Origin of the sequence: Streptomyces thermodiastaticus (assembly GCF_014656135.1) — a bacterium.
Taxonomy (GTDB): domain Bacteria; phylum Actinomycetota; class Actinomycetes; order Streptomycetales; family Streptomycetaceae; genus Streptomyces; species Streptomyces thermodiastaticus.
Window position 1 is genome coordinate 1 of the sequence record NZ_BNBV01000025.1, and the last position, 23,980, is coordinate 23,980.

20 protein-coding genes and 1 pseudogene are annotated in these 23,980 nt (G+C 71.0%); 19 read left to right on the forward strand and 2 right to left on the reverse strand.

Annotated features, from left to right (window positions below):
* The 10 genes and pseudogenes from IE286_RS20745 to IE286_RS20790 form a co-directional block, all read left to right on the forward strand.
* Positions 1-2,477: pseudogene (locus IE286_RS20745) on the forward strand (hypothetical protein); the annotation flags it as partial.
* Positions 2,477-3,283, forward strand: coding sequence for a hypothetical protein (locus tag IE286_RS20750; protein ID WP_189798275.1), 807 nt, complete (start codon positions 2,477-2,479; stop codon positions 3,281-3,283). The pseudogene IE286_RS20745 and the gene IE286_RS20750, both read left to right, overlap by 1 nt.
* Before the next feature lie 180 nt (positions 3,284-3,463).
* Positions 3,464-3,907, forward strand: coding sequence for a DUF5753 domain-containing protein (locus IE286_RS27305; protein ID WP_308115080.1), 444 nt, complete (start codon positions 3,464-3,466; stop codon positions 3,905-3,907).
* 11 nt (positions 3,908-3,918) lie between these two features.
* A complete protein-coding gene (locus IE286_RS20760; RefSeq protein ID WP_189798277.1) occupies positions 3,919-4,128 on the forward strand; it encodes a DUF397 domain-containing protein in 210 nt (69 codons plus the stop codon).
* A 50-nt stretch (positions 4,129-4,178) separates the two neighbouring features.
* On the forward strand, positions 4,179-4,802 hold the full coding sequence (locus tag IE286_RS20765; RefSeq protein WP_189798278.1) for a hypothetical protein: 624 nt from the start codon (positions 4,179-4,181) through the stop codon (positions 4,800-4,802).
* A gap of 12 nt (positions 4,803-4,814) precedes the next feature.
* The gene (locus IE286_RS28035) at positions 4,815-5,243 is read left to right on the forward strand and encodes an SUKH-3 domain-containing protein (RefSeq protein WP_189798279.1); all 429 of its coding nucleotides are present in this window, start codon (positions 4,815-4,817) and stop codon (positions 5,241-5,243) included.
* 84 nt (positions 5,244-5,327) lie between these two features.
* Positions 5,328-5,600, forward strand: coding sequence for an SUKH-3 domain-containing protein (locus IE286_RS20775; protein WP_373312720.1), 273 nt, complete (start codon positions 5,328-5,330; stop codon positions 5,598-5,600).
* Positions 5,601-5,708: 108 nt separating this feature from the next.
* On the forward strand, positions 5,709-5,855 hold the full coding sequence (locus tag IE286_RS20780; protein ID WP_189798338.1) for a hypothetical protein: 147 nt from the start codon (positions 5,709-5,711) through the stop codon (positions 5,853-5,855).
* 164 nt (positions 5,856-6,019) lie between these two features.
* Positions 6,020-8,335 (forward strand): SF1B family DNA helicase RecD2, encoded by a 2,316-nt coding sequence (gene recD2, locus IE286_RS20785; protein WP_229863240.1) that lies wholly within the window; start codon positions 6,020-6,022, stop codon positions 8,333-8,335.
* Positions 8,336-8,659: 324 nt separating this feature from the next.
* Positions 8,660-9,949, forward strand: coding sequence for a citrate synthase (locus IE286_RS20790; RefSeq protein WP_189798281.1), 1,290 nt, complete (start codon positions 8,660-8,662; stop codon positions 9,947-9,949).
* A gap of 656 nt (positions 9,950-10,605) precedes the next feature.
* On the opposite strand, the gene IE286_RS20795 is transcribed toward IE286_RS20790, so the two are convergent.
* Positions 10,606-12,888 carry a heavy metal translocating P-type ATPase gene (locus tag IE286_RS20795; RefSeq protein WP_189798282.1) on the reverse strand — a complete coding sequence of 761 codons (2,283 nt, stop codon included), beginning with the start codon at positions 12,886-12,888 and terminating at the stop codon, positions 10,606-10,608.
* Between the two features lie 122 nt (positions 12,889-13,010).
* Positions 13,011-13,229 carry a heavy-metal-associated domain-containing protein gene (locus IE286_RS20800; protein ID WP_125498833.1) on the reverse strand — a complete coding sequence of 73 codons (219 nt, stop codon included), beginning with the start codon at positions 13,227-13,229 and terminating at the stop codon, positions 13,011-13,013.
* A gap of 277 nt (positions 13,230-13,506) precedes the next feature.
* Between IE286_RS20800 and IE286_RS20805 the strand changes: the two genes are divergently transcribed.
* From IE286_RS20805 to IE286_RS20845, 9 genes are all read left to right on the forward strand, one after another.
* Positions 13,507-14,550: a zinc-dependent alcohol dehydrogenase family protein gene (locus IE286_RS20805; protein WP_189798283.1), complete on the forward strand. Its 1,044-nt coding sequence runs from the start codon at positions 13,507-13,509 to the stop codon at positions 14,548-14,550.
* A 906-nt stretch (positions 14,551-15,456) separates the two neighbouring features.
* On the forward strand, positions 15,457-16,959 hold the full coding sequence (gene mmsA, locus IE286_RS20810; RefSeq protein ID WP_189798284.1) for a CoA-acylating methylmalonate-semialdehyde dehydrogenase: 1,503 nt from the start codon (positions 15,457-15,459) through the stop codon (positions 16,957-16,959).
* Positions 16,960-17,126: 167 nt separating this feature from the next.
* Positions 17,127-19,784 carry a CocE/NonD family hydrolase gene (locus IE286_RS20815; protein WP_189798285.1) on the forward strand — a complete coding sequence of 886 codons (2,658 nt, stop codon included), beginning with the start codon at positions 17,127-17,129 and terminating at the stop codon, positions 19,782-19,784.
* Positions 19,781-20,653 (forward strand): ABC transporter permease, encoded by an 873-nt coding sequence (locus IE286_RS20820; protein WP_189798286.1) that lies wholly within the window; start codon positions 19,781-19,783, stop codon positions 20,651-20,653. Before IE286_RS20815 ends, IE286_RS20820 begins: the two co-directional genes overlap by 4 nt.
* A gap of 472 nt (positions 20,654-21,125) precedes the next feature.
* Entirely contained in the window at positions 21,126-21,503 is a 378-nt protein-coding gene (locus IE286_RS20825; protein ID WP_189798287.1) for a hypothetical protein, read from the forward strand.
* Positions 21,504-21,750: 247 nt separating this feature from the next.
* The gene (locus tag IE286_RS20830; protein ID WP_189798288.1) at positions 21,751-21,984 is read left to right on the forward strand and encodes a chaplin; all 234 of its coding nucleotides are present in this window, start codon (positions 21,751-21,753) and stop codon (positions 21,982-21,984) included.
* Positions 21,985-22,120: 136 nt separating this feature from the next.
* Positions 22,121-22,600, forward strand: coding sequence for a chaplin (locus IE286_RS20835; RefSeq protein ID WP_229863241.1), 480 nt, complete (start codon positions 22,121-22,123; stop codon positions 22,598-22,600).
* Positions 22,601-22,882: 282 nt separating this feature from the next.
* Complete coding sequence (locus IE286_RS20840) at positions 22,883-23,125, forward strand: chaplin (protein WP_189798289.1); 243 nt, start codon at positions 22,883-22,885, stop codon at positions 23,123-23,125.
* A gap of 420 nt (positions 23,126-23,545) precedes the next feature.
* Positions 23,546-23,830 (forward strand): hypothetical protein, encoded by a 285-nt coding sequence (locus tag IE286_RS20845; RefSeq protein ID WP_189798290.1) that lies wholly within the window; start codon positions 23,546-23,548, stop codon positions 23,828-23,830.
* Positions 23,831-23,980: the final 150 nt, after the last annotated feature.

Here is a 23,980-nt window from a genome sequence, read left to right on the forward strand (position 1 = left end):
AGGGCGCGGGTGCGGGGTTGTCGAAGATCGGCGACATCGCCAAGGGCCTCAAGGGCGTCGGCACCATCGACATCCCCCAGCTGCCGGAGAACGCCATCACCCTGCCGGAGGGATCGCTGAAGCTGCCGGACGGCACGGTGCATCTGCCCGAGGGCTCCCCGATCCCGCAGGGCGCGACGAAGCTGCCCGACGGCAGGATCGAGCTGCCGCACGACGTCCCCGTGCTGCCCGAAGGCACCACCAAGCTGCCCAGCGTCGACGCCTCCCCGGCCCGGTACATGGACCCGCACGGCAACCTGCTCGACCACCAGGGCAACGTCGTCCAGCACGCAGACCAGGCGCCCACGGACTTCGCGGACCGGCCGACGACAGGCTCGGACGCACCGCACACCTCGTCACCGGTCAAGGAACCGGCGATGGCCACCGCGGGCACCCATACCGTCGAACAGGCCGGCGAACACGTCCGCCTCGGCAGCACTGGCCACGATCTGGGCGACATCAGCCGTTCGACCGACGAGGCGAGCGCCGCCCACACCATCCCCGAGGGCGGAAACGCGACCACGGTGCACGCGGGCGCCGACGCCCCCGCCGTCCACGGCGCCGGCGAGGGAGTGCCAGGCGACCATGTCCCCGGTGACCACGCAGGCGATCACGTGCCCGGCGGGCGGGCCGACGATGCCGCTCCCGGACCTCACCCCGCGCACGCCGGTGATCACGGCGGTACCCGCTCCGGTGGTCACACCGGTGACTCCACCACCTCGCACACCCACCAGCAGGAGCCGGCCGTCAGTCACGGCGACCACGCCTCCAGCGGCGGCGACCACCCCCTGGGTGACTCCGGCGGACACGAGCACGCGCCGGGGGGCGACTCCGGGGTTGGAGCGGACGCCCTGCCTCCGCACGGTGGCGACCTCGGCGACACCGGTGCCGCGCTGCCGGACGAGCCCCGCGGCAACCTGCCCGACGGCTCCTGGGCGGGAGAGAACGGGCTGCGTCTGGACCCGGAGGCGAACGCCGCCGCGGACGAGTTCATGCGTCGCTCGCGGGAGGCCGAGCCGCACATCACCGCATCGATGCAGGACATCGCCGGCCGCGTCGACGATGGGAAGCTGATCGGACTCGAGTACCGGCTCAAGGGCGAGGACTCGCTCAAGCGGAAACTCGCCACGGACATGCTCGAGGACATCGGCATGGACCATGGTGCCGTCCTGGGCGACATCAAGGACTCCATCCGCTACACCCTCGAAGTTCCCGCCGACAACTACACCCACGGCGTCCGGCAGACGATCGACGACCTGCAGGCCAAGGGGTTCGAGAACGTCACGTTCAAGAACACCTGGGACTCCGCCGGCTACAAGGGGATCAACTCCACCTGGCGCGATCCGGTCAGCGGTCAGGTCTTCGAGCTGCAGTTCCACACGGCGGACAGCTTCGCCGCCAAGATGGACGGCCACGTCCTGTACGAGAAGGAGCGCCTGCCCGGCGTCACCCCGGAGGAACTCGCGTCGATCAAGGCCGAACAGGCCGAACTGTTCGGCCGGGTTCCGGTGCCGCACGGCGCGGGGAATATCCGCCTCGGTACGCACGGCGTGGACGACATGGCGACCTGGGCCGGCAGGAACGCCGACACCACGGCGGGCCACGCCGGCTCCCACGGTGGCGATGCCGCGTCCCCGCCCCACACCGGCCATGAAGCACCCGCGGACCACACCGCCCCCGGCGACCACGGCACCCACGACCCGGCGCACGAGGCCGAAGGCTCCGGAACCGCTGGCCACGGCGACGACACGGAGCACACCGGGGACCAGGACGGCGCGCCCGGCGACTCGCCGTACACCGATGGGCCGCACGGTGGCTGGAGCGGCGCCGGCTGGGTCGAGAAGCCGGATCCGATCAACGACCCGGATTCCGTGGTCGCAGCCGAGATGTACGAGAACATCCGGGCGACCGACAACAAGGTCGAGCTGCCTGCGATCTCCCGTCACACCGGCGTGGACGAGGCGGTGCTCCGCCAGGTCAAGAGCCACCTCTTCCGCGCGCAGCACGAAGTGGCCATCGGCCCCGACACGTTCAAGAGGGGCCTGTTCACGCCCCGCCGGGACATCGGCGAGCTGTGGTACGCCGCACGTGAGGGCAAGCTGAGCGAGGAGGGCGTGCAGCAGTTCAAGCACCTCATGGCGCACGAGTACGTCGAGAGCCGCCTGATGAAGTCCGGCCTGCCCTACATCCGGGCACACGAGCACCTGTGGGAGCTGGACCCGTCCGACGGCAGGTACTACCGGCCGCAGTTCCCGCGGGACGTCCGGGACGCCGGCGCCCATGACCTGGCGCCGAGTGACAAGAACGGCAGCTTCCGGCACTGGCGCTCGCTGGAGATGGAGCCGCCGAAGGTCGAGCTGGCGGACGATTTGTCCAACATCGACGACCTGGTAAAGGCTATCCAGCAGCAGCTGCGTCAGAAGGGGATGGATCTGTAATGACTGCCGAACTGTCGCGTGCGGTTCTCGACCGTCTGTGCGCGGTCGACTGGTACGGCGATTGGGACGTGGCCAACGCGCACACCCGGTCGCGGGCGTTGCTGATGCGGGAGTACCTGCGGCGGGCCGCCCTGTGGGCGCAGGCGTACGGCGCCGAGGAAGACTGGCCCTTCTTCGACGTCACGGAACGCATCGCGCTCTCTTTCCTGCTCGATCCGGAGGTGGAGGCGGACCTGGAGGATTTCGTGGCCACCAAGGTGCCGACACCGTCGACGGCGCGGGTGTGCCGCGGCGCGGTGCGCTGGGCGGCCCTCTCCGACGAGGACAAGGCTGCCGCCGCGGACCTGCCCGACCCCTACGAGCCGCTGCTGCTCATGTTCGAGCGCGGAGGCGGCTATTCGATCGAGGAGTTCATCGACCTGTACGGGGTGATGATCCCGTACGGCACCTTCGCGTCCAACCGCGACACCGAGCCGTTCCTCACCCTCGCCCCCAGCACCCTGGACGCCCTCGACCAGGACGCCACGGGACGTATCACGTACTACGCCAAGATCAGCGAGGGTCACCCCCGCAGCAACCCCCGCGGGATCGTGCGCCGGCGCCTCGTCGGCCGGGAGAAGACCACCTACGACGAGGCCTTCACCCGCAACCTCCGCTGGGAGCCGACGGAGTACCTGCGCCGCTACGAGCTGGGGCACAACGAGGTCGACCACGTAGAGATCTCGGAGCGGGAGGCCGCTGCCTTCATCGAAAAGGCGATCGCCAAGCTCGGCGGCACCCGGACATCAAGGAGCGGACAGAACTGAGAAGACCCTCCGGAGAGTGACTCGGCCGCCTGGGACTGCACCGCACCGAGGCGTCCTGCCTTCTGCTTACCAGGACCTGGCCGAGCTCGATCACCATGCGACGTTTCGACACGACGTGGCCGTGATCCACGTGCTGGGCCTTTCCAGACGGAGGAATACGCTCGCGCTCTCTTCTCCTACATGAACCCGGAGTTTCCCCCGTCCGAGGTGGAGTTGAGGGTGGCGCACAGGATGAGGCGGACGGTCGTCATCGAGGACCCTGATCCGATGCCGTACGAGACCGTGATGCACGAGGCGGCACTTCGCATCAGCGTCGCCGGGCGGAGTGCCATGCGCGCTCAACTGCGGCGGATCTTGGAGATGTCGGAGGCGGAGCACGTGACCGTGCGTGCCGTTCCCTTCGCGCTGGACGACTTCGCGGGCGCCGGTTGCACGATGGTGTATCTCGGGGGAGCCGTCTCCCGTCTGGACACCGTGGTCCGGGACGCGCCGCATGGCACGGCCTTCGTGGACTCGGAAGCACAGCTGGAGCACTTCCGGAAGCTTTTCAACAGGGTGAGAGCAGAGTCGCTGTCCCCGGAACGGTCACGAGATCTCATCTACCAGTTGTCCGAAGACCTGTGAGGAGCAGCACCATGGCCATCCACGCGCAGTGGAAGAAGTCGTCCTATTTCGGTGGCGGCGAGGGAAACGACCGCGTCGAGATCGCACGCGTGCACCCTCACATAGCCATACGCGACTCGAAGGCCCCGTCCAGAGCCGCCCTCACCTTCCCCACCGGAGCTTTCGTCACCTTCGTCGAGGCCCTGAAGACGGCGGACGTGCGCTCCGCCGGGATGCGTTGACGTCGACCGGCGGGTGGCAACCCGCAGAACGCGTCGCCGCACTGCTCTTCGTGGACTTCGACGGCCTGGCCGCCGACCCCGATGATGTCATCAATGACGGGCTGGACGGAGGCTACCGCTCACGGACCGAGGCGTTGCGAGAAGTGCTGCGCGATCCGAGCGAGGATCCTGCAGGACGATTCCTGGCCTGCGTCGCGCTCACGCGCTGGGGGGATCCGGTCGGGTACGAGATGGTTGTCTGGGCCGCCGGCTCTCCCGAGTCGGTGCCGTGGCGAGGTGCTACGTACGACAGGCTGTACGGCCAGGACGACACCTTCGGTGTTCTGGCCGACGCCGTGGGAGACAGCTCCGACATGGTGGAGGAACGTGGCACGGCCACTCAACGGTTGAAGGCCGCTGAGTCGTTGCTGAACGTTGCGGACCGTGTCCCGTTCGACAGGCATATCAGCTCCCTGCTCCGCCAGGACTTGGTGACTGCCTGCTTGGACGTCATCAAGGCGACCGTGGCCCGCGGTGTGGTTCGACTGACTGAGGAGCCTCCGCGCTATGACCTCGGCCTCCAACTGGCGTTGATGATCAACGCCGCGGGGCGTGTCGATCGGAGCTGGTCCGAGGCTGCCGCGTGCCACCTCAAAGCCGCGAATCCGGGTGAGCGCGCGCTCAAGGAACTGTGAGCGGAGCGGAACGTGACGGCCGGGCCTACGCAACAGCGACTGGCTCGCCAAGACGGCTGGTACGAAGGACGAGGCATCGACGCGGAGGCGGAACACCTCATCGACATCAGGCTCCGAAATGCGCGAGAGCAGGGTGTCGTCTTGGCTGCGACAGATCCTGCGGTACGGGTGATCCGTAGCTATGGTGGATTACGGCTGAAAAGGTCCGCGCAGTCAGAGGGTGCCTGGGGCATGGAGCCGACTGTCGGCTACAGGAACCATGCCCTGGATATCAAGGAACTGGCCGAAGGTTTGGGCGCCGAGCTGTTTCCTGTGGGCTATGAGTATTCCGATTTCGGTGTCATATTGGTAGACGAGCGAGGCCGGTTTTTTCTACTGCAGCGTAGACAAGGGAAGAACTGTTGTCCTGGACGTCAGAAACGCGAACCAGGCAGCGATTGACGACATCAAATCAATCGTTGAAAAGAACGGCTGGGAAGACAATGTCATCTGGTACGCGTAAGGGATGGGCGCCGACGAGGTTCCCTGCTCCCGGATGGCGCCTGGATCATGAAGCCGACGTTCGGATACAGGGACGATGCGGCTGACATCAAGGAGCTCGCAGAAGCTCTAGGTGTCGAACTCTTCTCCGTCGGCTGCGAGTCCGCGGAGTTCAGTCTCATTCTGGTGGATGAGACAGGACGCTTCTTCCTGCTCCATCACACCGGCGGGTACTACGCGGGGGACAGCGACTTCGACGCCTTCCGTCGGTTTATCGAGGGCGAGATGCTGCCGGATGCGGAGGACTACTTCGTGTGAACAGACGTCGGCGGTAGCCTCGTCGTTCCTCATCGCCGGAGAGCTGCTGAAGCAGGAGCCGTCGTTCAGCTCCTGCCGGCCGGCGAACCAGCTGCTAGGAAACACCTGATGTCCATGCTCATGCGCGCACCGAGTGAGTGCGTCTCCTGGTTCTGGGACCTGGGGGACCTACGCACCGCCGGGACTTCGATCGGCGCTCATGACGGCTGCCCGCAGATCGACGGGCGTGGCCCCGACCTGACCGGTCGGCTGTGATCAGCAGGCGCCGGCATGACGGGGCGTCGACGGAGGTGCAGCGGCAGCCGACGCGGGACCGGGCGCCCGGAGTCCGCCACCCAGGTCCCTCCGGACACCCCCGTGACCCCCCCGGCTTCCCCACCGCCCCCACCGATGTCACCGCCCACAGGTACCGTCGCCTCATGACCACGGATGCACATCGGGCAGGACGATCCGCATCCTCCGCCCCGGCCCGCGCCTCCCGCACCGCGCCCGGCGCCGGGACCGGCGAGCGGCGTCTTGCCGTGCTCGAAGGCGTGCTGGAGCGGATCACGTACGCCAACGAGGAGAACGGCTACACCGTCGCCCGGGTCGACACCGGCAGGGGCGCCGGTGACCTGCTCACCGTCGTCGGGGCGCTGCTCGGGGCACAGGTGGGGGAGTCGTTGCGGATGGAGGGCCGCTGGGGGTCGCATCCGCAGTACGGCAAGCAGTTCCAGGTCGAGAACTACACCACGGTGCTGCCGGCCACCGTGCAGGGCATCCGCCGGTATCTCGGGTCGGGGCTGGTCAAGGGGATCGGGCCGGTCTTCGCCGACCGGATCACTCAGCACTTCGGGCTGGACACGCTCAGGATCATCGAGGAGGAGCCGCAGCGGCTCATCGAGGTGCCGGGGCTGGGCCCCAAGCGGACCAAGAGGATCGCCGAGGCCTGGGAGGAGCAGAAGGCGATCAAGGAGGTGATGCTGTTCCTGCAGACCGTGGACGTGTCCACCTCCATCGCGGTGCGGATCTACAAGAAGTACGGGGACGCCTCGATCTCCGTGGTGAAAAACCAGCCGTACCGGCTGGCCGCGGACGTCTGGGGCATCGGGTTCCTCACCGCCGACAAGATCGCCCGATCCGTCGGGATTCCGCACGACAGCCCGGAGCGGGTCAAGGCCGGGCTGCAGTACGCGCTGTCGCAGTCCGCCGACCAGGGCCACTGCTACCTGCCGGAGGAACGGCTGATCGCGGACGCCGTCAAGCTGCTCCAGGTGGACACCGGGCTGGTCATCGACTGCCTGGCCGAGCTGGCCGAGGCGCCGGAGGACGGCGGGGACCCCGGTGTCGTACGGGAGAAGGTGCCCGGGCCGGAGGGGGAGGCGTCCGAGCCTGTCACCGCCATCTATCTCGTGCCCTTCCACCGGGCCGAGCTCTCCCTCTCCTCCCAGCTCCTGCGGCTGCTGCGCACGGAGGAGGACCGGATGCCGTCGTTCCGTTCCGTCGCCTGGAACAAGGCGCTCGGCTGGCTCAGGCACCGCACGGGAGCCGACCTCGCGCCCGAGCAGGAGGCGGCCGTGAAGCTGGCGCTGACGGAGAAGGTGGCCGTGCTGACCGGCGGGCCCGGCTGCGGCAAGTCCTTCACGGTCCGTTCGATCGTGGAGCTGGCGCGGGCGAAGAAGGCGAAGGTCGTGCTGGCCGCGCCGACGGGGCGGGCCGCCAAGCGATTGTCCGAGCTGACCGGCGCGGAGGCCTCCACCGTGCACCGGCTGCTGGAGCTCAAGCCCGGCGGGGACGCCGCCTTTGACCGGGAACGGCCGCTGGACGCCGACCTGGTGGTCGTGGACGAGGCGTCCATGCTGGACCTGCTGCTGGCCAACAAGCTGGTCAAGGCGGTGCCGCCGGGCGCCCATCTGCTGTTCGTGGGGGACGTGGACCAGTTGCCGAGCGTGGGCGCCGGGGAGGTGCTCAGGGACCTGCTGGCCGAGGGGAGCCCGATCCCCGCGGTCCGGCTCACGCGGGTGTTCCGGCAGGCCCAGCAGTCCGGTGTGGTGACCAACGCGCACCGGATCAACGCCGGCCGGCACCCCGTCACCGAGGGCATGAAGGACTTCTTCCTCTTCGTCGAGGACGACACCGAGGCGGCGGGCCGGCTCACCGTGGACGTGGCGGCACGCCGGATCCCGGCGCGGTTCGGGCTCGATCCGCGGCGGGACGTGCAGGTGCTGGCGCCGATGCACCGGGGACCGGCCGGCGCGGGCGTCCTCAACGGGCTGCTGCAGCAGGCGATCACACCGGGCCGCCCGGACCTGCCGGAGAAGCGGTTCGGCGGCCGGGTGTTCCGCGTCGGCGACAAGGTCACCCAGATCCGCAACAATTACGAGAAAGGGAAGAACGGCGTCTTCAACGGCACCGTCGGGGTGGTCACCTCGCTCGATCCGGTCGAGCAGCGGCTGACCGTGCTGACGGACGAGGACGAGGAGGTGCCGTACGAGTTCGACGAGCTGGACGAGCTGGCGCACGCCTACGCGGTCACCATCCACCGCTCGCAGGGCAGCGAATACCCGGCCGTGGTCGTCCCGGTGACCACCGGCGCCTGGATGATGCTCCAACGCAATCTGCTCTACACGGCGGTGACCCGGGCCAGGAAGCTGGTCGTGCTGGTCGGCTCGCGCAAGGCGATCGGCCAGGCGGTGCGCACGGTGTCGGCGGGACGGCGGTGCACCGCGCTGGACTTCCGGCTCGCGGGCGGCTGAAGATGGGGCGAGGCGCCTGAAGATCGCTGACCGAAGCGGGCTAAGCGTGAAAAGTGCCCCGTAAGAGCCCTCAGATGGCGTAAATCCTCCAGGATCGCCCGCCTGGGCCCGGCTGCGCGTCACAATGATCGATCATTCGAGTCGCGAAGGTCACAGAGCCCTTCCCGTGGCCGGGGGAAAGGGGCAGGATGAGCAGGTTGGCGGCACTCAGTGCCGTCGATTTCCCAATGGTCGACCCCGAGTGCACTCTCCTGAGCCAAATGGGGGATGGTAGAGACAGTCAGGGCACCTCGAAGATGAGGCACTACGTCGGTGAGGGAAGACGTGAGCGACAACTCTGTAGTACTGCGGTACGACGGCAGCGAGTACACCTACCCGGTGGTCGACAGCACCGTCGGCGACAAGGGCTTCGACATCGGGAAGCTCCGCGCCCAGACCGGTCTGGTGACCCTGGACAGCGGTTACGGCAACACGGCCGCGTACAAATCCGCCATCACCTACCTCGACGGCGAGCAGGGCATCCTCCGGTACCGCGGCTACCCGATCGAGCAGCTGGCCGAGCGCTCCACCTTCCTGGAGGTGGCCTACCTGCTGATCAACGGTGAGCTGCCGACCGTCGACCAGCTGTCCGCCTTCAAGGACGAGATCACGCGGCACACCCTGCTGCACGAGGACGTCAAGAACTTCTACAAGGGCTTCCCGCGCGACGCCCACCCGATGGCCATGCTGTCGTCGGTCGTCTCGGCGCTGTCCACCTTCTACCAGGACAGCCACAACCCGTTCGACGAGCAGCAGCGCGACCTCTCGACCATCCGCCTGCTCGCCAAGCTCCCGACGATCGCGGCCTACGCCTACAAGAAGTCGGTCGGTCACCCGTTCGTCTACCCGCGCAACGACCTCGGCTACGTCGAGAACTTCCTGCGCATGACCTTCTCGGTCCCGGCCCAGGAGTACGAGCTGGACCCGGTGGTCGTGTCCGCGCTGGACAAGCTGCTGATCCTGCACGCCGACCACGAGCAGAACTGCTCGACCTCCACGGTCCGCCTGGTCGGCTCCTCGCAGGCCAACATGTTCGCGTCCATCTCCGCCGGCATCAACGCGCTGTGGGGTCCGCTGCACGGCGGCGCCAACCAGTCGGTGCTGGAGATGCTGGAGGGCATCCGCGACTCCGGCGGCGACGTCGACTCCTTCATCCGCAAGGTGAAGAACAAGGAGGACGGCGTCCGCCTGATGGGCTTCGGCCACCGGGTCTACAAGAACTTCGACCCGCGCGCCAAGATCATCAAGGCTGCCGCGCACGACGTGCTCTCGGCGCTGGGCAAGGAGGACGAGCTCCTCGACATCGCCCTCAAGCTGGAGGAGCACGCGCTGTCCGACGACTACTTCGTCGAGCGCAAGCTGTACCCGAACGTCGACTTCTACACCGGTCTGATCTACCGGGCCATGGGCTTCCCGACCGAGATGTTCACGGTCCTGTTCGCCCTGGGCCGTCTGCCGGGCTGGATCGCCCAGTGGACCGAGATGATCAAGGAGCCGGGTTCCCGGATCGGCCGTCCCCGCCAGATCTACACCGGCGTGGTCGAGCGCGACTTCGTCCCGGTCGAGGAGCGCTGAGTTCCGGCATCGTCATGGGGCCCCGCGTCCGCCGTACCGGCGGACGCGGGGCCCCGGCGTTTCGCGGCCGGTGCCGTCCGTCGTCGAGCCGCGCGCGGACAGCAGCCGGGCAGAGCGGAAGGCGCCCCGGGCGCGCCGGTCCCCCCACGGGCCGACGGCCAGGGCGCCTTCCCATGTCCCGGTGCGGATTCCCCCCACGGGATCCGGGCCGGGCGTCTGTGTGGACCAGCGCCTGAATCGCTGTACTGCATGCCGTGCACGTGCGGTGCGATCTGCCGGGACAGCGCACGCCCGGGAGGGCCGCTCAAAGCTTCCCTGCGTACGTGCCCCGGCACCGCAGCTTCGGGAAAGTCCCCCAAGACATCCCCGACTGTCAGTACGCGCCCCCCAAGACGCTTCCTGACATCGCCAACTTAGACCTTCGAACCCCTTCGATGGTTACGTTCATTCCACTGTGATCTGCGTCTCTTGCGCATGCCTGTCATGCGCAACAAACGCACCATAGGTGATCGAGGCCCAAGCGTAGGAAAGATGCGCGGGGTTTGTGAAGAGGTCATGTGAGGTCAGGATCGATTCTTGAGAACGCGCGCCCTCGGTTCCCTAAGGGCGCGTCGTTCCATGGCGGACCCGCCCCGGCCGGCCCCGGCCGCGTGCGCTCAGCTGAACCGGCGCAGCCGCAGGCTGTTGCTGACCACGAACACCGAGGAGAACGCCATCGCGGCGCCCGCGATCATCGGGTTGAGCAGTCCGGCGGCGGCCAGCGGCAGCGCGGCCACGTTGTAGCCGAAGGCCCACACCAGGTTGCCCTTGATCGTGCCCAGGGTCCGCCGGGAGAGCCGGATGGCGTCCGCGGCCACCCGCAGATCCCCGCGCACCAGCGTCAGATCGCCGGCCTCGATCGCGGCGTCCGTGCCCGTGCCCATCGCCAGGCCCAGGTCGGCGGTGGCGAGCGCCGCGGCGTCGTTGACGCCGTCACCGACCATGGCCACCGTCCGGCCCTCGGCCCGCAGCCGCCGGACGGCCTCCACCTTGTCCTCGGGCAGCACCTCGGCGACGACGTCGGCGGGGTCGATGCCGACGGTGCGCGCCACCGACTCGGCCACCGCCCGGTTGTCCCCGGTCAGCAGGACCGGCCGCAGGCCCAGCTCCCGCAGCTGCCGTACGGCTTCGGCACTGGTGTCCTTCACCGCGTCCGCCACGGCGACAACGCCCCGCGCGGCCCCGTCCCAGCCGACCACGACGGCCGTCCGCCCGGCCGCCTCGGCCTCCCGGCGGGCGCGTGCCACGTCCTCGGGCAGCTCGTCGAACAGGCGCCCCACGGCCACCTCGCGCCCCTCCACGCGCCCGCGCACGCCCCGTCCGGGGACGTTCTCGAAGTGCTCCACCGCGGGCAGCGGGCCGACCGTCTGCTCGGCGCCGGCGGCGATCGCGCGGGCCACGGGGTGCTCGGAGGCGTGCTCCAGGGCGCCGGCCAGCCGCAGCAGCTCCTTCTCCTCGGTGCCCTCGGCGGCGTGGACCTCCTGCAGGGTCATGCGGCCGGTGGTGACCGTTCCGGTCTTGTCCAGGACGATCGTGTCCACGCGCCGGGTGGACTCCAGCACCTCGGGACCCTTGATGAGGATGCCGAGCTGGGCACCCCGGCCGGTGCCGGCCATCAGCGCGGTCGGCGTGGCCAGCCCCAGTGCGCACGGGCAGGCGATGATCAGCACTGCGACGGCCGCGGTGAACGAGGCGGTCACATCACCGCTGACGAACAGCCAGGTCACCAGGGTGCCCAGGGCGATGAGCAGCACCACCGGCACGAAGATGGCGGAGATCCGGTCGGCGAGCCGCTGCACCTGCGCCTTGCCGTTCTGTGCGTCCTCGACCAGCTTCGCCATCCGCGCCAGCTGGGTGTCGGCGCCGACCCGGGTGGCCTCGACCACCAGCCGGCCGCCCGCGTTGACCGTGGCGCCGGTGACCGCGTCGCCCACGCCCACGTCCACCGGCACCGACTCGCCGGTCAGCATGGAGGCGTCGACGGCCGACGCGCCCTCGACGACCGTGCCGTCGGTGGCGATCTTCTCGCCGGGGCGGACGACGAACCGGTCCCCGACGGCCAGCGCCGACACCGGGATCCGCACCTCCCGGCCCCCGCGCAGCACGGCGACGTCCTTGGCGCCCAGCTCCAGCAGCGCCCGCAGCGCGGCACCCGCGCGCCGCTTGGAGCGGGCCTCCAGATAGCGGCCCAGCAGGATGAACGCCACCACGCCGGCGGCGACCTCCAGATAGATCGTGGAGGCCGCGTCCATCCGGGAGACGGTGATCCGGAACTCGTCGTGCATGCCGGGCCGGCCCGCGTCGCCGAGGAACAGCGCCCACAGCGACCAGCCGAACGCGGCCAGCGTGCCGATCGACACCAGCGTGTCCATGGTGGCCGCGCCGTGCCGGGCGTTGGTGAACGCCGCCCGGTGGAAGGGCAGGCCGCCCCAGACCACGACCGGCGCGGCCAGGGTCAGGGCGAGCCACTGCCAGTTGTCGAACTGCAGGGCCGGGACCATGGACAGCAGCACCACCGGGGCGGCCAGCAGCGCGGAGACGACCAGGCGCTGCCGCGCCGCGGCCTGCTCCGCCTCCGCCGCGGACGGTGCCGCAGAGGCTCCGGCCGGCGTCTGCCCGGGCTGGGGCTCGGGCTCGGGCGGCGGGGGCTCCTCGGCGGTGTAGCCGGTCCGCACCACGGTGTCGATCAGATCGGAGACCTCTACCCCTGGGGGGTAGCTGACCTTGGCTTTCTCCGTCGCGAAGTTCACCGTGGCGGTGACGCCGTCCATCCGGTTGAGCTTCTTCTCCACGCGGGCCGCGCACGACGCGCAGGTCATCCCGCCGATGCGCAGCTCGACCTCACGGGTCCCGGCGTCCGGGGGTGCCGCGGTGGGGGTGCTGCTGGTGCTGCTGGTCATGTCCGCTACTCCAGACGAACGGACCGGACCGTCCACAACCAGTATCGGCTGCTCACCACGGTCCGGTGCCGACGGATGATGCGACGCGCGCACGGATCGGCGCGGGCGCGTCGCGCGGGGGGTCAGGCGCGGCCGACGAGCTCGAAGCCCGCCTCGTCCACGGCGGCGCGCACCGCCTCCTCCTCGAGCGGCGCCGCCGAGACGACGGTGACCTCGCCGGTCGAGGCCACCGCCTTGACGGAGCTGACGCCGGGCAGCGCGGAGATCTCGGTGGAGACGGCGCCCTCGCAGTGGCCGCAGCTCATCCCGCTCACCTTGTAGACGGTGGTCACGGTGGTCATGTCGCTCTCCTCGGGGTCACGTGTGGGACCGGCGGGGCCTGGGCCTGCGCGACCGTCCGGACACGGCCCGGGGACCCGCACACCGCCCGACTATACCCCTAGGGGGTATAGGTCTCCAAAAGTGGCGCGCGCACCTGCTCCCGGCATGTCCCGGTGCGCTCTGGGCCGCGGCCGGCCGCGGGCGCACGCGCCCCTCGGGGACGCCGCCGGACGGCGCACCGCGTCCAGCGGTTAGCGTGGCGTCCGCCAACGGTGACCGGTGAAAGCGAGGCGGCGGATGCGCGCGGTGGTGTTCGAGCGGTACGGGGAGCCCGCACAGGTGCGCGACGTGCCTGACCCCGTGCCCGCGGAGCACGGAGTGGTGGTGCGGGTCGAGGCCAGCGGGCTGTGCCGCAGCGACTGGCACGGCTGGCAGGGCCACGATGCGGACATCACACTGCCTCATGTACCCGGCCACGAGCTGGCCGGGGTGGTGGAGGCCACCGGTGCCGGGGTGACCCGCTGGCGACCCGGCGACCGCGTGACCGTGCCGTTCGTCTGCGCCTGCGGGTCCTGCGCCGCCTGCGCGGCCGGCGACCAGCAGGTGTGCGAACGGCAGACCCAGCCCGGCTTCACCCACTGGGGTTCCTTCGCCCAGTACGTCGCGCTCGACCACGCCGACATCAATCTCGTCGCCGTGCCCGAGCAGCTCTCCTTCGCCACGGCCGCCGCGCTCGGCTGCCGGTTCGCCACCGCCTACCGTGCGGTGGTCCAGCAGGGGCGGGTTGCCGCCGGGCAGTGGGTGGCGGTGCACGGCTGCGGGGGAGTGGGCCTGTCCGCGGTGATGATCGCGGCCGCGTCCGGGGCGCGGGTGGTCGCCGTCGACGTCTCGCCGCGAGCCCTGGAGCTGGCCCGCGACGTCGGTGCCGCCGCCTGCGTGGACGCCTCCGGGGTGCCGGATGCGGCGGAGGCGGTCCGCGAGATCACCGGTGGCGGTGCCCACGTCTCCCTGGACGCGCTCGGCTCGCCCGTCACCTGCGCCGCCTCCGTGAACGGCCTGCGCCGCCGCGGCCGCCATGTGCAGGTCGGCCTGCTGCCCTCGGCCGACGGCACCACCCCGGTCCCCATGGCCCGTGCGATCGCGCTGGAACTGGAGATCCTCGGCAGCCACGGCATGGCCACGCACGCCTACCCGGAGATGCTGCGCCTGGTCGCGGAGGGCGTCCTGCGGCCCGATCTGCTGGTGACCTCGGTCATCGGGCTGGACGCCGCACCGGAGGCGCTCGCGGCGATGGGCTCGGCCGCGGGCGCGGGGGTCACGGTCGTCGAACCCTGGCGCTGAACCGGTGCCGCCGGCGCCGTCACCCGGGCGCGGACGCCTCACCCGGTTCCGCGGCCGCGCCCGCCGACCCGTGCGGCTGCCCACGTCGCACGGCACCCCGGCCGACCGGGGCCCCGCATGCCGGCGGCCTCGCACGGCCGAGGCCGCGCTGCTCTCCGTCTCCGGTTGTCCGCCCGCACCCCTTCTTTACTCGTCCGTATGTCCGGACAATCCATTGACAGGCGTTCTGATCGGGCATTAGAACCGTGGGAGTCGAACCCGGCAGGTGACACCGGGGAGCCGATGCGAGGGGAAGCCGATGCCCGACGACCCGGCCGCCGCGCGGTCGCACGACGCGTCGGCGTGCTGCGGTGCGCACGGACGGACGCACGCTTCCCGCGCGCGACGGCGCTCGGCGCGGCGCCCCGGCACCCGGCGGTTGTACCGTGCGGGTACACGACGGCACGGCGGACGACGACCTTTGGACACCGGGTGGTGGACGGAATCCGGGTGCGGGTACCCGGCCGTCCCAAGGCGCCCGGCCCCTGAACGCCTCCGGCGCGGCAGGCCGCTTCGCCCTGGCAGGAGCGAAGGCGAGCGCAGACTCCCCGCCCGTCACGGCCCCGCGCCGGAGGTGCCCGCCGGCCCCGCGCTTTCTCGGACCGTCCGCCCGCGCGCGGCCGTCCGCCTGCGAGCAGCCGTGTGTCCGCGGACGGCCGCGGGAGCCGCCTTCGCGGCGCGCCGTGCCCATGTGTCTACGCGGCGGCCGAAACCGCAGACACAGTGTCGGGCGCGTTCCGGGGCCGCGGACTGCTGGGATGTAAGGGTGGCCGAGACCGGGACCGGACGGTCGCCGGCCGAGGCCCACGAGCGTTGTGAACGGCACCTGCCGGCCCGAGGCCGCCATCTGCGAAGGAGTGACCCGGCATGACGAAGATCGTCAACCACTGGATCGGCGGGAAGACCGTCGAAGGCGCCTCGGGGACCTACGGGCCGGTCACGAATCCGGCCACCGGCGAGGTCACCACCAAGGTCGCCTTCGCCACCGTGGACGAGGTGGACGCGGCGGTGGCCGCCGCCAAGGAGGCGTTCACGACCTGGCGGCACTCCTCGCTCGCCCAGCGGACCGGCATCCTCTTCAGGTTCCGCGCGCTGCTGGACGCCCACCGCGAGGAGCTCGCCGAGCTGATCACCGCCGAGCACGGCAAGGTGCACTCCGACGCGCTCGGCGAGGTCGCGCGCGGCCTGGAGATCGTCGACCTGGCCTGCGGCATCCCGGTGCAGCTCAAGGGCGAGCTGTCCACGCAGGTCGCCACCCGGGTCGACGTCGCCGCGATCCGGCAGCCGCTCGGTGTCATCGCCGGCATCACGCCGTTCAACTTCCCGGCGATGGTGCCGATGTGGATGTTCCCCATCGCCATCGCCTGCGGCAACACCTTCGTGCTCAAGCCCAGCGAGAAGGACCCGTCGGCCTCCCTGAAGCTCGCCGAGCTGCTGGCCGAGGCCGGGCTGCCAGACGGCGTGTTCAACGTGGTCCAGGGCGACAAGGTGGCCGTCGACCGCCTGCTGGAGCATCCGGACGTCGCGGCGGTGTCCTTCGTGGGTTCCACCCCGATCGCCCGCTACATCCACACCACCGCCTCGGCGAACGGCAAGCGGGTGCAGGCCCTCGGCGGTGCCAAGAACCACATGCTGGTCCTGCCGGACGCCGACCTGGACGCGGCCGCCGACGCCGCCGTCTCCGCCGCCTACGGCTCGGCGGGCGAGCGCTGCATGGCCATCTCCGCCGTCGTCGCGGTCGGCTCGATCGGCGACGAGCTGGTGGCCAAGATCCGTGAGCGTGCGGAGAAGGTCAAGATCGGCCCGGGCGACGACCCGTCCTCCGAGATGGGTCCGCTCATCACCAAGGAACACCGCGACAAGGTGGCGTCCTACGTCAAGGGCGCCGCGGACGAGGGCTGCGAGGTGGTCCTCGACGGCACCGGCTTCACCGTGGAGGGCTACGAGAGGGGTCACTGGATCGGGCTGTCGCTGCTGGACCGGGTGCCGACCACCGCCAAGGCCTACCGGGACGAGATCTTCGGCCCGGTGCTGTGCGTGCTGCGGGCGGAGACCTACGAGGAGGGCGTGGCCCTGATCAACGCCTCCCCGTTCGGCAACGGCACCGCGATCTTCACCCGGGACGGCGGCGCGGCCCGCCGCTTCCAGCTGGAGGTCGAGGCCGGCATGGTCGGTGTCAACGTGCCGATCCCGGTGCCGGTGGGCTACCACTCCTTCGGCGGCTGGAAGGACTCCCTCTTCGGCGACCACCACATCTACGGCAACGACGGCACCCACTTCTACACCCGCGGCAAGGTGATCACCTCCCGCTGGCCCGACCCGTCCGAGACCCCGGCCGGCGTCGACCTCGGGTTCCCGCGCAACCACTGACCGGTTCACCGCTCGCCGTCGCGGCCGTCCGGATCCCGGACGGCCGCGCACGCTTTCCGGACACCCGCCCGTGGTGACCGTGCCGGAACCGTGCCTGCCTGTGGACGACGCGGCGTAGTTGTCCACAGGCGGCCGCCGATGTCTGCGGCGGACCGTACCGTTGACCCATGGATCTTCGTTGGCCCGGTCTGCGCGGGCTGGTGCGCGCTCCCCGGCGGCTGCTGGCCGCCGGGGCCGCCGCCCTGCTGCTCGCCGGTGCGGGGACGTGGACGGCCGCCTCGCTCGACGAACCGCCCGAGGTGCACCGCACCGACCGGACGCTGAGCACGGCCGCCGGAGTCCGCCTGGACACCTCGTACTTCACCCCGCCCGGCCCCGGCCGCCACCCCGCCGTGCTCCTGGCCCACGGCTTCGGCGGCAGCAAGGACGACATGCGGCCGCAGGCCGAGGACCTGGCGCGCGACGGATACGCCGTGCTGACCTGGTCCGCGCGCGGCTTCGGCCGGTCCACGGGAAAGATCGGGCTGAACGACCCGTCCGGCGAGGTCGCCGACGTGAAGAAGCTGATCGACTGGCTGGCCCGGCAGCCGCAGGTCGAGCTGGACCGGCCCGGCGACCCGCGCGTGGGCGTGGCCGGCGCCTCCTACGGCGGCGCGATCACCCTGCTCGCCGCGGGCCACGACCGCCGGGTGGACGCCATCGTCCCGCAGATCACCTACTGGAACCTCGCCGACGCCCTGTTCCCCGACGGCGTCTTCAAGAAGCTCTGGGCGGGCGTCTTCGTCAACTCCGGCGGCGGCTGCGCGGCGTTCGAACCCGAGCTGTGCCGCATGTACCAGCGCGTCGCCCGGTCCGGGCAGCCCGACGCACAGGCCCGCCGGCTGCTGCAGGAGCGCTCCCCGTCGGCCGTGGCCGGCCGGATCCGGGTGCCCACGCTGCTGGTGCAGGGCCAGGAGGACTCGCTGTTCCCGCTCGCACAGGCCGATGCCGCCGCCCGGGCCATCAAGGCCAACGGCGCCCCGGTCGACGTCGACTGGATCGCCGGCGGACACGACGGCGGGGACCTGGAGACCGACCGTGTCCGGGCCCGGACGACGACCTGGTTCGACCGGTACCTCAAGGGCGACACCGGCGCCGGCACCGGCCCCGCCTTCCGCGTCACCCGCACCTCGGGCGTCGACTCCACCGACGGCGCGGCCGTGCTGCGGGGCGCGACCGCGCCCGCCTACCCGGGACTGGCGAGCGGCCCGCGCCCGATCCCGCTGACCGGCCCGGCCCAGCACGTCGCCAACCCGGCCGGAGCCACCCCGCCCGCCGTCTCCGCCCTGCCCGGCCTCGGCAGCGCGGGCGGCTCGCTCGCCCGGCTGTCCGCCCTCGGCGTCGGCACGGCACTGGACTTCCCCGGCCAGTACGCCCGCTTCGACTCCGCACCCCTGCGCAGCGATCTGCGGATCACCGGATCGCCCACGGTGACCGTCCACATCGCCGCCACCGGCGACGACGCGGTGCTCTTCGCCAAGCTCTACGACGTCGCACCGGGCGGCGGCCGGCCGGTGCTGCCGGGCCAGCTGGTGACACCCGTGCGGGTGACGGGCGCGAAGACCGGCAAGGACGTCACCCTCACCCTCCCCGCGATCGACCACGAGGTGCTCAAGGGCCACCGCCTGCGCCTGGTCCTCGCCTCCACCGACCTCGGCTACGCCTCCCCGGCCGCCCCGGCCACCTACACCGTCTCCCTGAAGAGCGACCTGACGGTACCCACGGCCCCCTCGGTGACCACGGCGGCGGCTCCGCTGCCCGCGTGGGTGTGGTGGCTGCCCGCCGCCGGTGCCGTGCTCGCGCTCGTCCTGGTCCTGACGGCCCGCCGCCGCGCCGGCGCCGCCCCGGCGCCCGATCCCGCACTCGCCGACGTCCCCCTGCAGATCACCGGCCTGACCAAGCGCTACGCCCGCTCGGCCGACCGGTACGCCGTCCGCGACCTGTCCTTCCGGGTGGAACGCGGCCAGGTCCTCGGCCTGCTCGGACCCAACGGCGCCGGCAAGACCACCACACTGCGCATGCTCATGGGCCTGATCCGGCCGGACGGCGGCGAGATCCGCGTCTTCGGGCACGCCGTGCGGCCCGGCGCACCCGTGCTGTCCCGGGTCGGCGCCTTCGTCGAGGGCGCCGGGTTCCTGCCCCACCTGTCCGGCCGGGACAACCTCCGCCTGTACTGGCAGGCCACCGGACGCGCCGCCGAGGACGCCCACCTGGACGAGGCCCTGCGGATCGCCGGTCTCGGCGAGGCCCTCGAACGCCCGGTGCGCACCTACTCGCAGGGCATGCGCCAGCGCCTGGCCATCGCCCAGGCCATGCTGGGCCTGCCCGACCTGCTGATCCTCGACGAGCCCACCAACGGCCTCGACCCGCCGCAGATCCGCGAGATGCGCGAGGTGATGATCCGGTACGCGGCCGGCGGACGCACGGTGATCGTCTCCAGCCATCTGCTGGCCGAGGTCGAACAGACCTGCACCCACCTGGTCGTCATGGACCGCGGGCGGCTGGTCCAGGCCGGTCCGGCCGACGAGATCACCGGCAACGGCGACACCCTGCTCGTGGGCACCGCCACGCCCGTGGAGCAGCCGGTGCTGGACAAGATCGCCGCGCTGCCGCTGGTGGCCTCCGCGGTCCGCACCGAGGACGGCCTGCTGGTCCGCCTGGAGGCCGGCGGCACCGCCGAGGGGCTGGTCGTGGAGCTGGTCCGGCTGGAGGTGCCGGTGACGTCCCTCGGGCCGAACCGCCGCCTGGAGGACGCCTTTCTCACCCTCATCGGAGGAACCGCGTGAGCACGCTCACCCAGGGCACCGAGCCCGTCGACGCGGCCCCGGGCTACCGTCCGGGCCGCACACTGCCGCTGCGGGTCGAGCTGGTGCGGCAGCTCAGGCGCCGCCGCACCGCGGTCATGTACGGCCTGCTCGCCGTGCTGCCGTTCGTGCTGGTGGCCGCCTTCGCGATCGGCGGCGAGCCCGGCGGGCGCGGCAGCCGGGTGACGCTCATGGACACCGCCACCGCCTCCGGTCCCAACTTCGCCGCGGTGAGCCTGTTCGTGTCGGCGGGCTTCCTTCTGGTGATCCCGGTCGCGCTGTTCTTCGGCGACACGGTCGCCGCGGAGGCCGGCTGGTCCTCGCTGCGCTACCTGCTCGCCGCGCCTGTGCCCCGCGCCCGGCTGCTGTGGTCCAAGCTGGTCGTCTCCCTGGGCCTGAGCCTGGCCGCGATGGTGCTGCTGCCGCTCGTCGCGCTCGCCGTCGGCACGGCCGCCTACGGCTGGGGCCCGCTGCACGTGCCCACCGGCGGCACGCTCGACGCGGGCGCGGCCGGCGCGCGGCTGGCAGTGGCCGTGGCCTACCTGTTCGCCTCCCAACTGGTCACCGCGGGACTGGCGTTCTGGCTGTCGACGAAGACCGACGCGCCGCTGGGCGCGGTGGGTGGCGCGGTCGGACTGACCATCGTCGGCAACGTCCTGGACGCGGTCACCGCCCTCGGACACTGGCGCGACTTCCTGCCCGCGCACTGGCAGTTCGCCTGGGTGGACGCGGTCCAGCCGCGCCCGGAATGGTCCGGCATGATCCAGGGGACGGCCGTCTCCGTCACCTACGCCCTCGTCTTCTTCGCCCTGGCCTTCCGCGGCTTCGCCCGCAAGGACGTGGTGTCGTAGAAGCCGGCGGTCCTCCGGCAGCGGGCAGGAGCCAGGGACTGCCGGAGCTCCTGCCCCCGCCCACCGCCACCGATGCGGCGCGTTCCGTGGCCGTTCGGCCGTTCACCGATGGACGCGGGAAGCGCGGCGGCCGCGGAACATGCTCCAGCACACGGGCCGGCACACCGTCCCGCTCGGCCTGCGGCTCATGCTCCCGTACGTGATCGCGTTCCCGTAGCTCTTCCAGGAATCCCCGCAGAGCACGGCCGCTGCACAACTGCCTGATCAGGACCGGAAATCCCCCCTTCGTCTCCACGCCGGCGATCCAGGCAGTTCATGTGTTTTCCGGACTCCATGACGGAACGGTATTCGTCCGCCGCTGCGGGCCAACCGGGTGAACCCGCGCAACCAAACATTCCGCGTCGTGTTGATGAATCCGTAGGACCTGTGCGAGTCCGCAGGACCTGTGTCAGCACGAGGAAGGGAACGCGCAGTGCTCACAACGGCATGGGCCGCCGCGCCCGTCGCCGGAATGCCGACGATGGCCGCTCCCGTGGCGCTCGCCGGCAGCAACGGCGGCGGTCCGGCCCTCGACAACGCGTGCGTCGTCGCGTCCTGCGACGCGGCGACGGGAGGGGACCGAAGCCCGCGGCAGTCGTCGGTGCACGGCACGCTCGACGCGCCGCGCGGCGGTCTCGGCCGGAGCGGTGCCGACGTGCTGCGGCTCGTCGGCGTCCGGGACGAGCCGGTCCTGCCCTGCATGCCGCATCAGCAGTGCGCGGACACCTCCACCCGGGCCGAGCGGTACGGCGCACCGGCGCATTCCCTGGACGACGTGCCGGTGCTGTCGTCCGTGGCCGAGGAGCGCTGATGACCTGCCCGGCCGCCGGGCCACGCCGGTCCTGCGGCCCCGGTCCGGCCGAAGCGCCTGATCCGCCCGGGCAGTCGGGGCGGTATCCACGCGGCGGGGGACATTCGAGTGAATCGCCGGGCGATTTGCGTTCCCCTGAATTCCGGCCGGTCTATTTCTCGTTCATGTCGCGGCCGGACAGGTCGCACTCCCCGGTCTTTGACCACCATCGGGGATCCACGGGATCCACCCCAAGAAGGGAACATCCATGAAGAAGAGCGTTGCTGCTGTGAGCGGTGCCGTCCTGGCCCTCGGTATGGCGGCTCCCGCTTTCGCCGACGCCGACGCCACGGGTTCCACCGAGCGTTCCCCGGGCGTCATTTCCGGCAACGTCATTCAGGTGCCGGTGAACGCTCCGATCAACGTGTGCGGCAACACGGTCGACGTTCTCATCGCAGCGCTGAACCCCACGTTCGGCAACGCGTGCGTCAACGACGACTGACCTCACCGGCTCCCCAGCCGTCCCGGCTGGGGCAGGGGCCGTTCCGGACGGTCATAGGTACCGTCCGGGACCGGCTCAGGCACGTTCCACACCCTTCAAGCGGCTTCGTGCAGCTTCGAGCAGGAAGACAAGTAGATTGCGACAGACCCTGAGCAGGGGCGTGTTCGCGGCGGCCGCCGCGACGAGTGTCCTGTCCCTGTACGGCAGCCAGGCCTTCGCCGAATCGCAGGCGGACGGCGAGGCCACCAATTCGGCCGGTGTCCTGTCAGGCAACACCATCCAGGCGCCGGTCGAGGTTCCGGTGAACGTCTGCGGCAACACCGTGGACGTGGCGGGGGCGCTGAACCCGGCGTTCGGCAACAAGTGCGCCAACGTCGCGGACAAGCCCAAGCCGACGCCGACCTCGACCCCGACGACGCACCCGCCGAAGACCACTCCGCCGTCCGAGCCGAGCGAGACTCCTCGGGAGGAAACTCCGCAGGAGCCTCCGCAGCTGGCCCAGACGGGTAGCGACGACACCGCGGTGCTGCTGGCGACCTCTGCGGCCAGCGCGGCCCTGATCGCCGGCGGCACGATCCTGTACCGCCGCGGCCGGACCGCGGGCGCGCACCGCTAGGGCCTGTCCGGCGGACCCACGCCGGTCCCGACCGACGCCGGCCGCCGCTCCCGTCCCTCACCCGAGGGACGGGAGCGGCGGCTTCCGCATGTCCCGCAGGCGGTCGCCCCCGCCAATCCGGCGCCGACGATCGCAGCTGACGGGGCGTCCCGCGACCCGGGCGGGACATCCGCAACAGCAATCACTCCATCGGCGGCAGAACCCCAACGGAGCACACGCGTTGACCGGAGCGCCGGGCATTTCCGCCCGGGTGTGTTGCATCGACCCAAGGAGTACTTCTCCATGTCGCGTATCGCCAAGGGCCTGGTCCTCACCTCGGCCGCCGTCACAGCTGTCGCCGCGGGTGCCGGTGTCGCCGCCGCCGACAGCACCGCCAAGGGCGACAGCAGCCGTTCGCCGGGTGTGATCTCGGGGAACACCATCCAGGTCCCGGTCAATGTGCCGGTCAACCTCTGCGGCAACACCGTGAACATCGTCGGCCTGCTGAACCCGGCGTTCGGCAACACCTGCGCCATCGACGACTGACGCCGACGCCCACGTCGTCCGGCCGCTCTCCCCGCAGCCCGTTCCTCCGTTGCGCCGATCCGGTCGGGGAGAGCGGCCGGCGCTGCTTCCGGGGACGTGACGCCCGGGCGGTGATGCCCGGCGGACGACACCCGGGTGGTGACGCGAAACACTTCCAGCCGGCGCCGCCACGTCACCACCGCCCCACGAGCCTCCTGACACCTCATCACGACTTGTACGGGTCGCACCCCACAGCCGCCGCACTGGACGCCCAGCCGGTGCGACGGCTTTTCCACAGGCGGCCGGAGATCCACGGAAATCTCATATGACGACTCGGCCATCTCCGGCCCTCGGGGTTTCCGGCCCGCCCGCGGCTCGTTAGGCACGGCGACCCCCTCCGGCGACGCAGACCGCCGAGGGGCGACGGAGAAAGGAAACACGATGAAGACCCTGAAGGCCGCCGCAGTCCTCGCCGGATCCCTGGTCGCCGCCGGTGCCGCCGCGCCCGCGTTCGCCTACGGCCCCGCCGAGGTGACGCCGACCAGCGTCAACGGCGCGGTGAACACGCTCACCAAGGGCCCCATCGACGTGTTGCCGGTGCGTCACCAGACGCACGCGCTGGACAGCGAGAAGAAGGGCTCGCTGCTCAACAGGGTGAACGGCACCACCAAGAGCGTCAACGACGAGACCGCCCCGCTGCTCGGCGGCCTGCCGGTGCAGAGCTGAGGGCGTCCGGCCCCGCCCGCCGCCCTCCGGTGACCGGACCCGGCCGTTGCTCCTTCCGGCTCATCACACGGTGACCTTGCGACGTCCCCGGCGGTTACGGCTTCGGTGACACGGCCACCGGCACCCGAACCGGAGCCGGACACCCGCAGC

Coding starts and splice junctions, on each gene's coding strand:
- IE286_RS20815 (WP_189798285.1), top strand. CDS start 17,127: ATGGATCTTCGTTGGCCCGGTCTGCGCGGGCTGGTGCGCGCTCCCCGG.
- IE286_RS27305 (WP_308115080.1), top strand. CDS start 3,464: ATGAACCCGGAGTTTCCCCCGTCCGAGGTGGAGTTGAGGGTGGCGCAC.
- mmsA (WP_189798284.1), top strand. CDS start 15,457: ATGACGAAGATCGTCAACCACTGGATCGGCGGGAAGACCGTCGAAGGC.
- IE286_RS20750 (WP_189798275.1), top strand. CDS start 2,477: ATGACTGCCGAACTGTCGCGTGCGGTTCTCGACCGTCTGTGCGCGGTC.
- IE286_RS20805 (WP_189798283.1), top strand. CDS start 13,507: ATGCGCGCGGTGGTGTTCGAGCGGTACGGGGAGCCCGCACAGGTGCGC.
- IE286_RS20845 (WP_189798290.1), top strand. CDS start 23,546: ATGAAGACCCTGAAGGCCGCCGCAGTCCTCGCCGGATCCCTGGTCGCC.
- IE286_RS20800 (WP_125498833.1), bottom strand. CDS start 13,229: ATGACCACCGTGACCACCGTCTACAAGGTGAGCGGGATGAGCTGCGGC.
- IE286_RS20830 (WP_189798288.1), top strand. CDS start 21,751: ATGAAGAAGAGCGTTGCTGCTGTGAGCGGTGCCGTCCTGGCCCTCGGT.
- IE286_RS20780 (WP_189798338.1), top strand. CDS start 5,709: ATGTCCATGCTCATGCGCGCACCGAGTGAGTGCGTCTCCTGGTTCTGG.
- recD2 (WP_229863240.1), top strand. CDS start 6,020: ATGACCACGGATGCACATCGGGCAGGACGATCCGCATCCTCCGCCCCG.
- IE286_RS20840 (WP_189798289.1), top strand. CDS start 22,883: ATGTCGCGTATCGCCAAGGGCCTGGTCCTCACCTCGGCCGCCGTCACA.
- IE286_RS20795 (WP_189798282.1), bottom strand. CDS start 12,888: ATGACCAGCAGCACCAGCAGCACCCCCACCGCGGCACCCCCGGACGCC.
- IE286_RS20760 (WP_189798277.1), top strand. CDS start 3,919: ATGGCCATCCACGCGCAGTGGAAGAAGTCGTCCTATTTCGGTGGCGGC.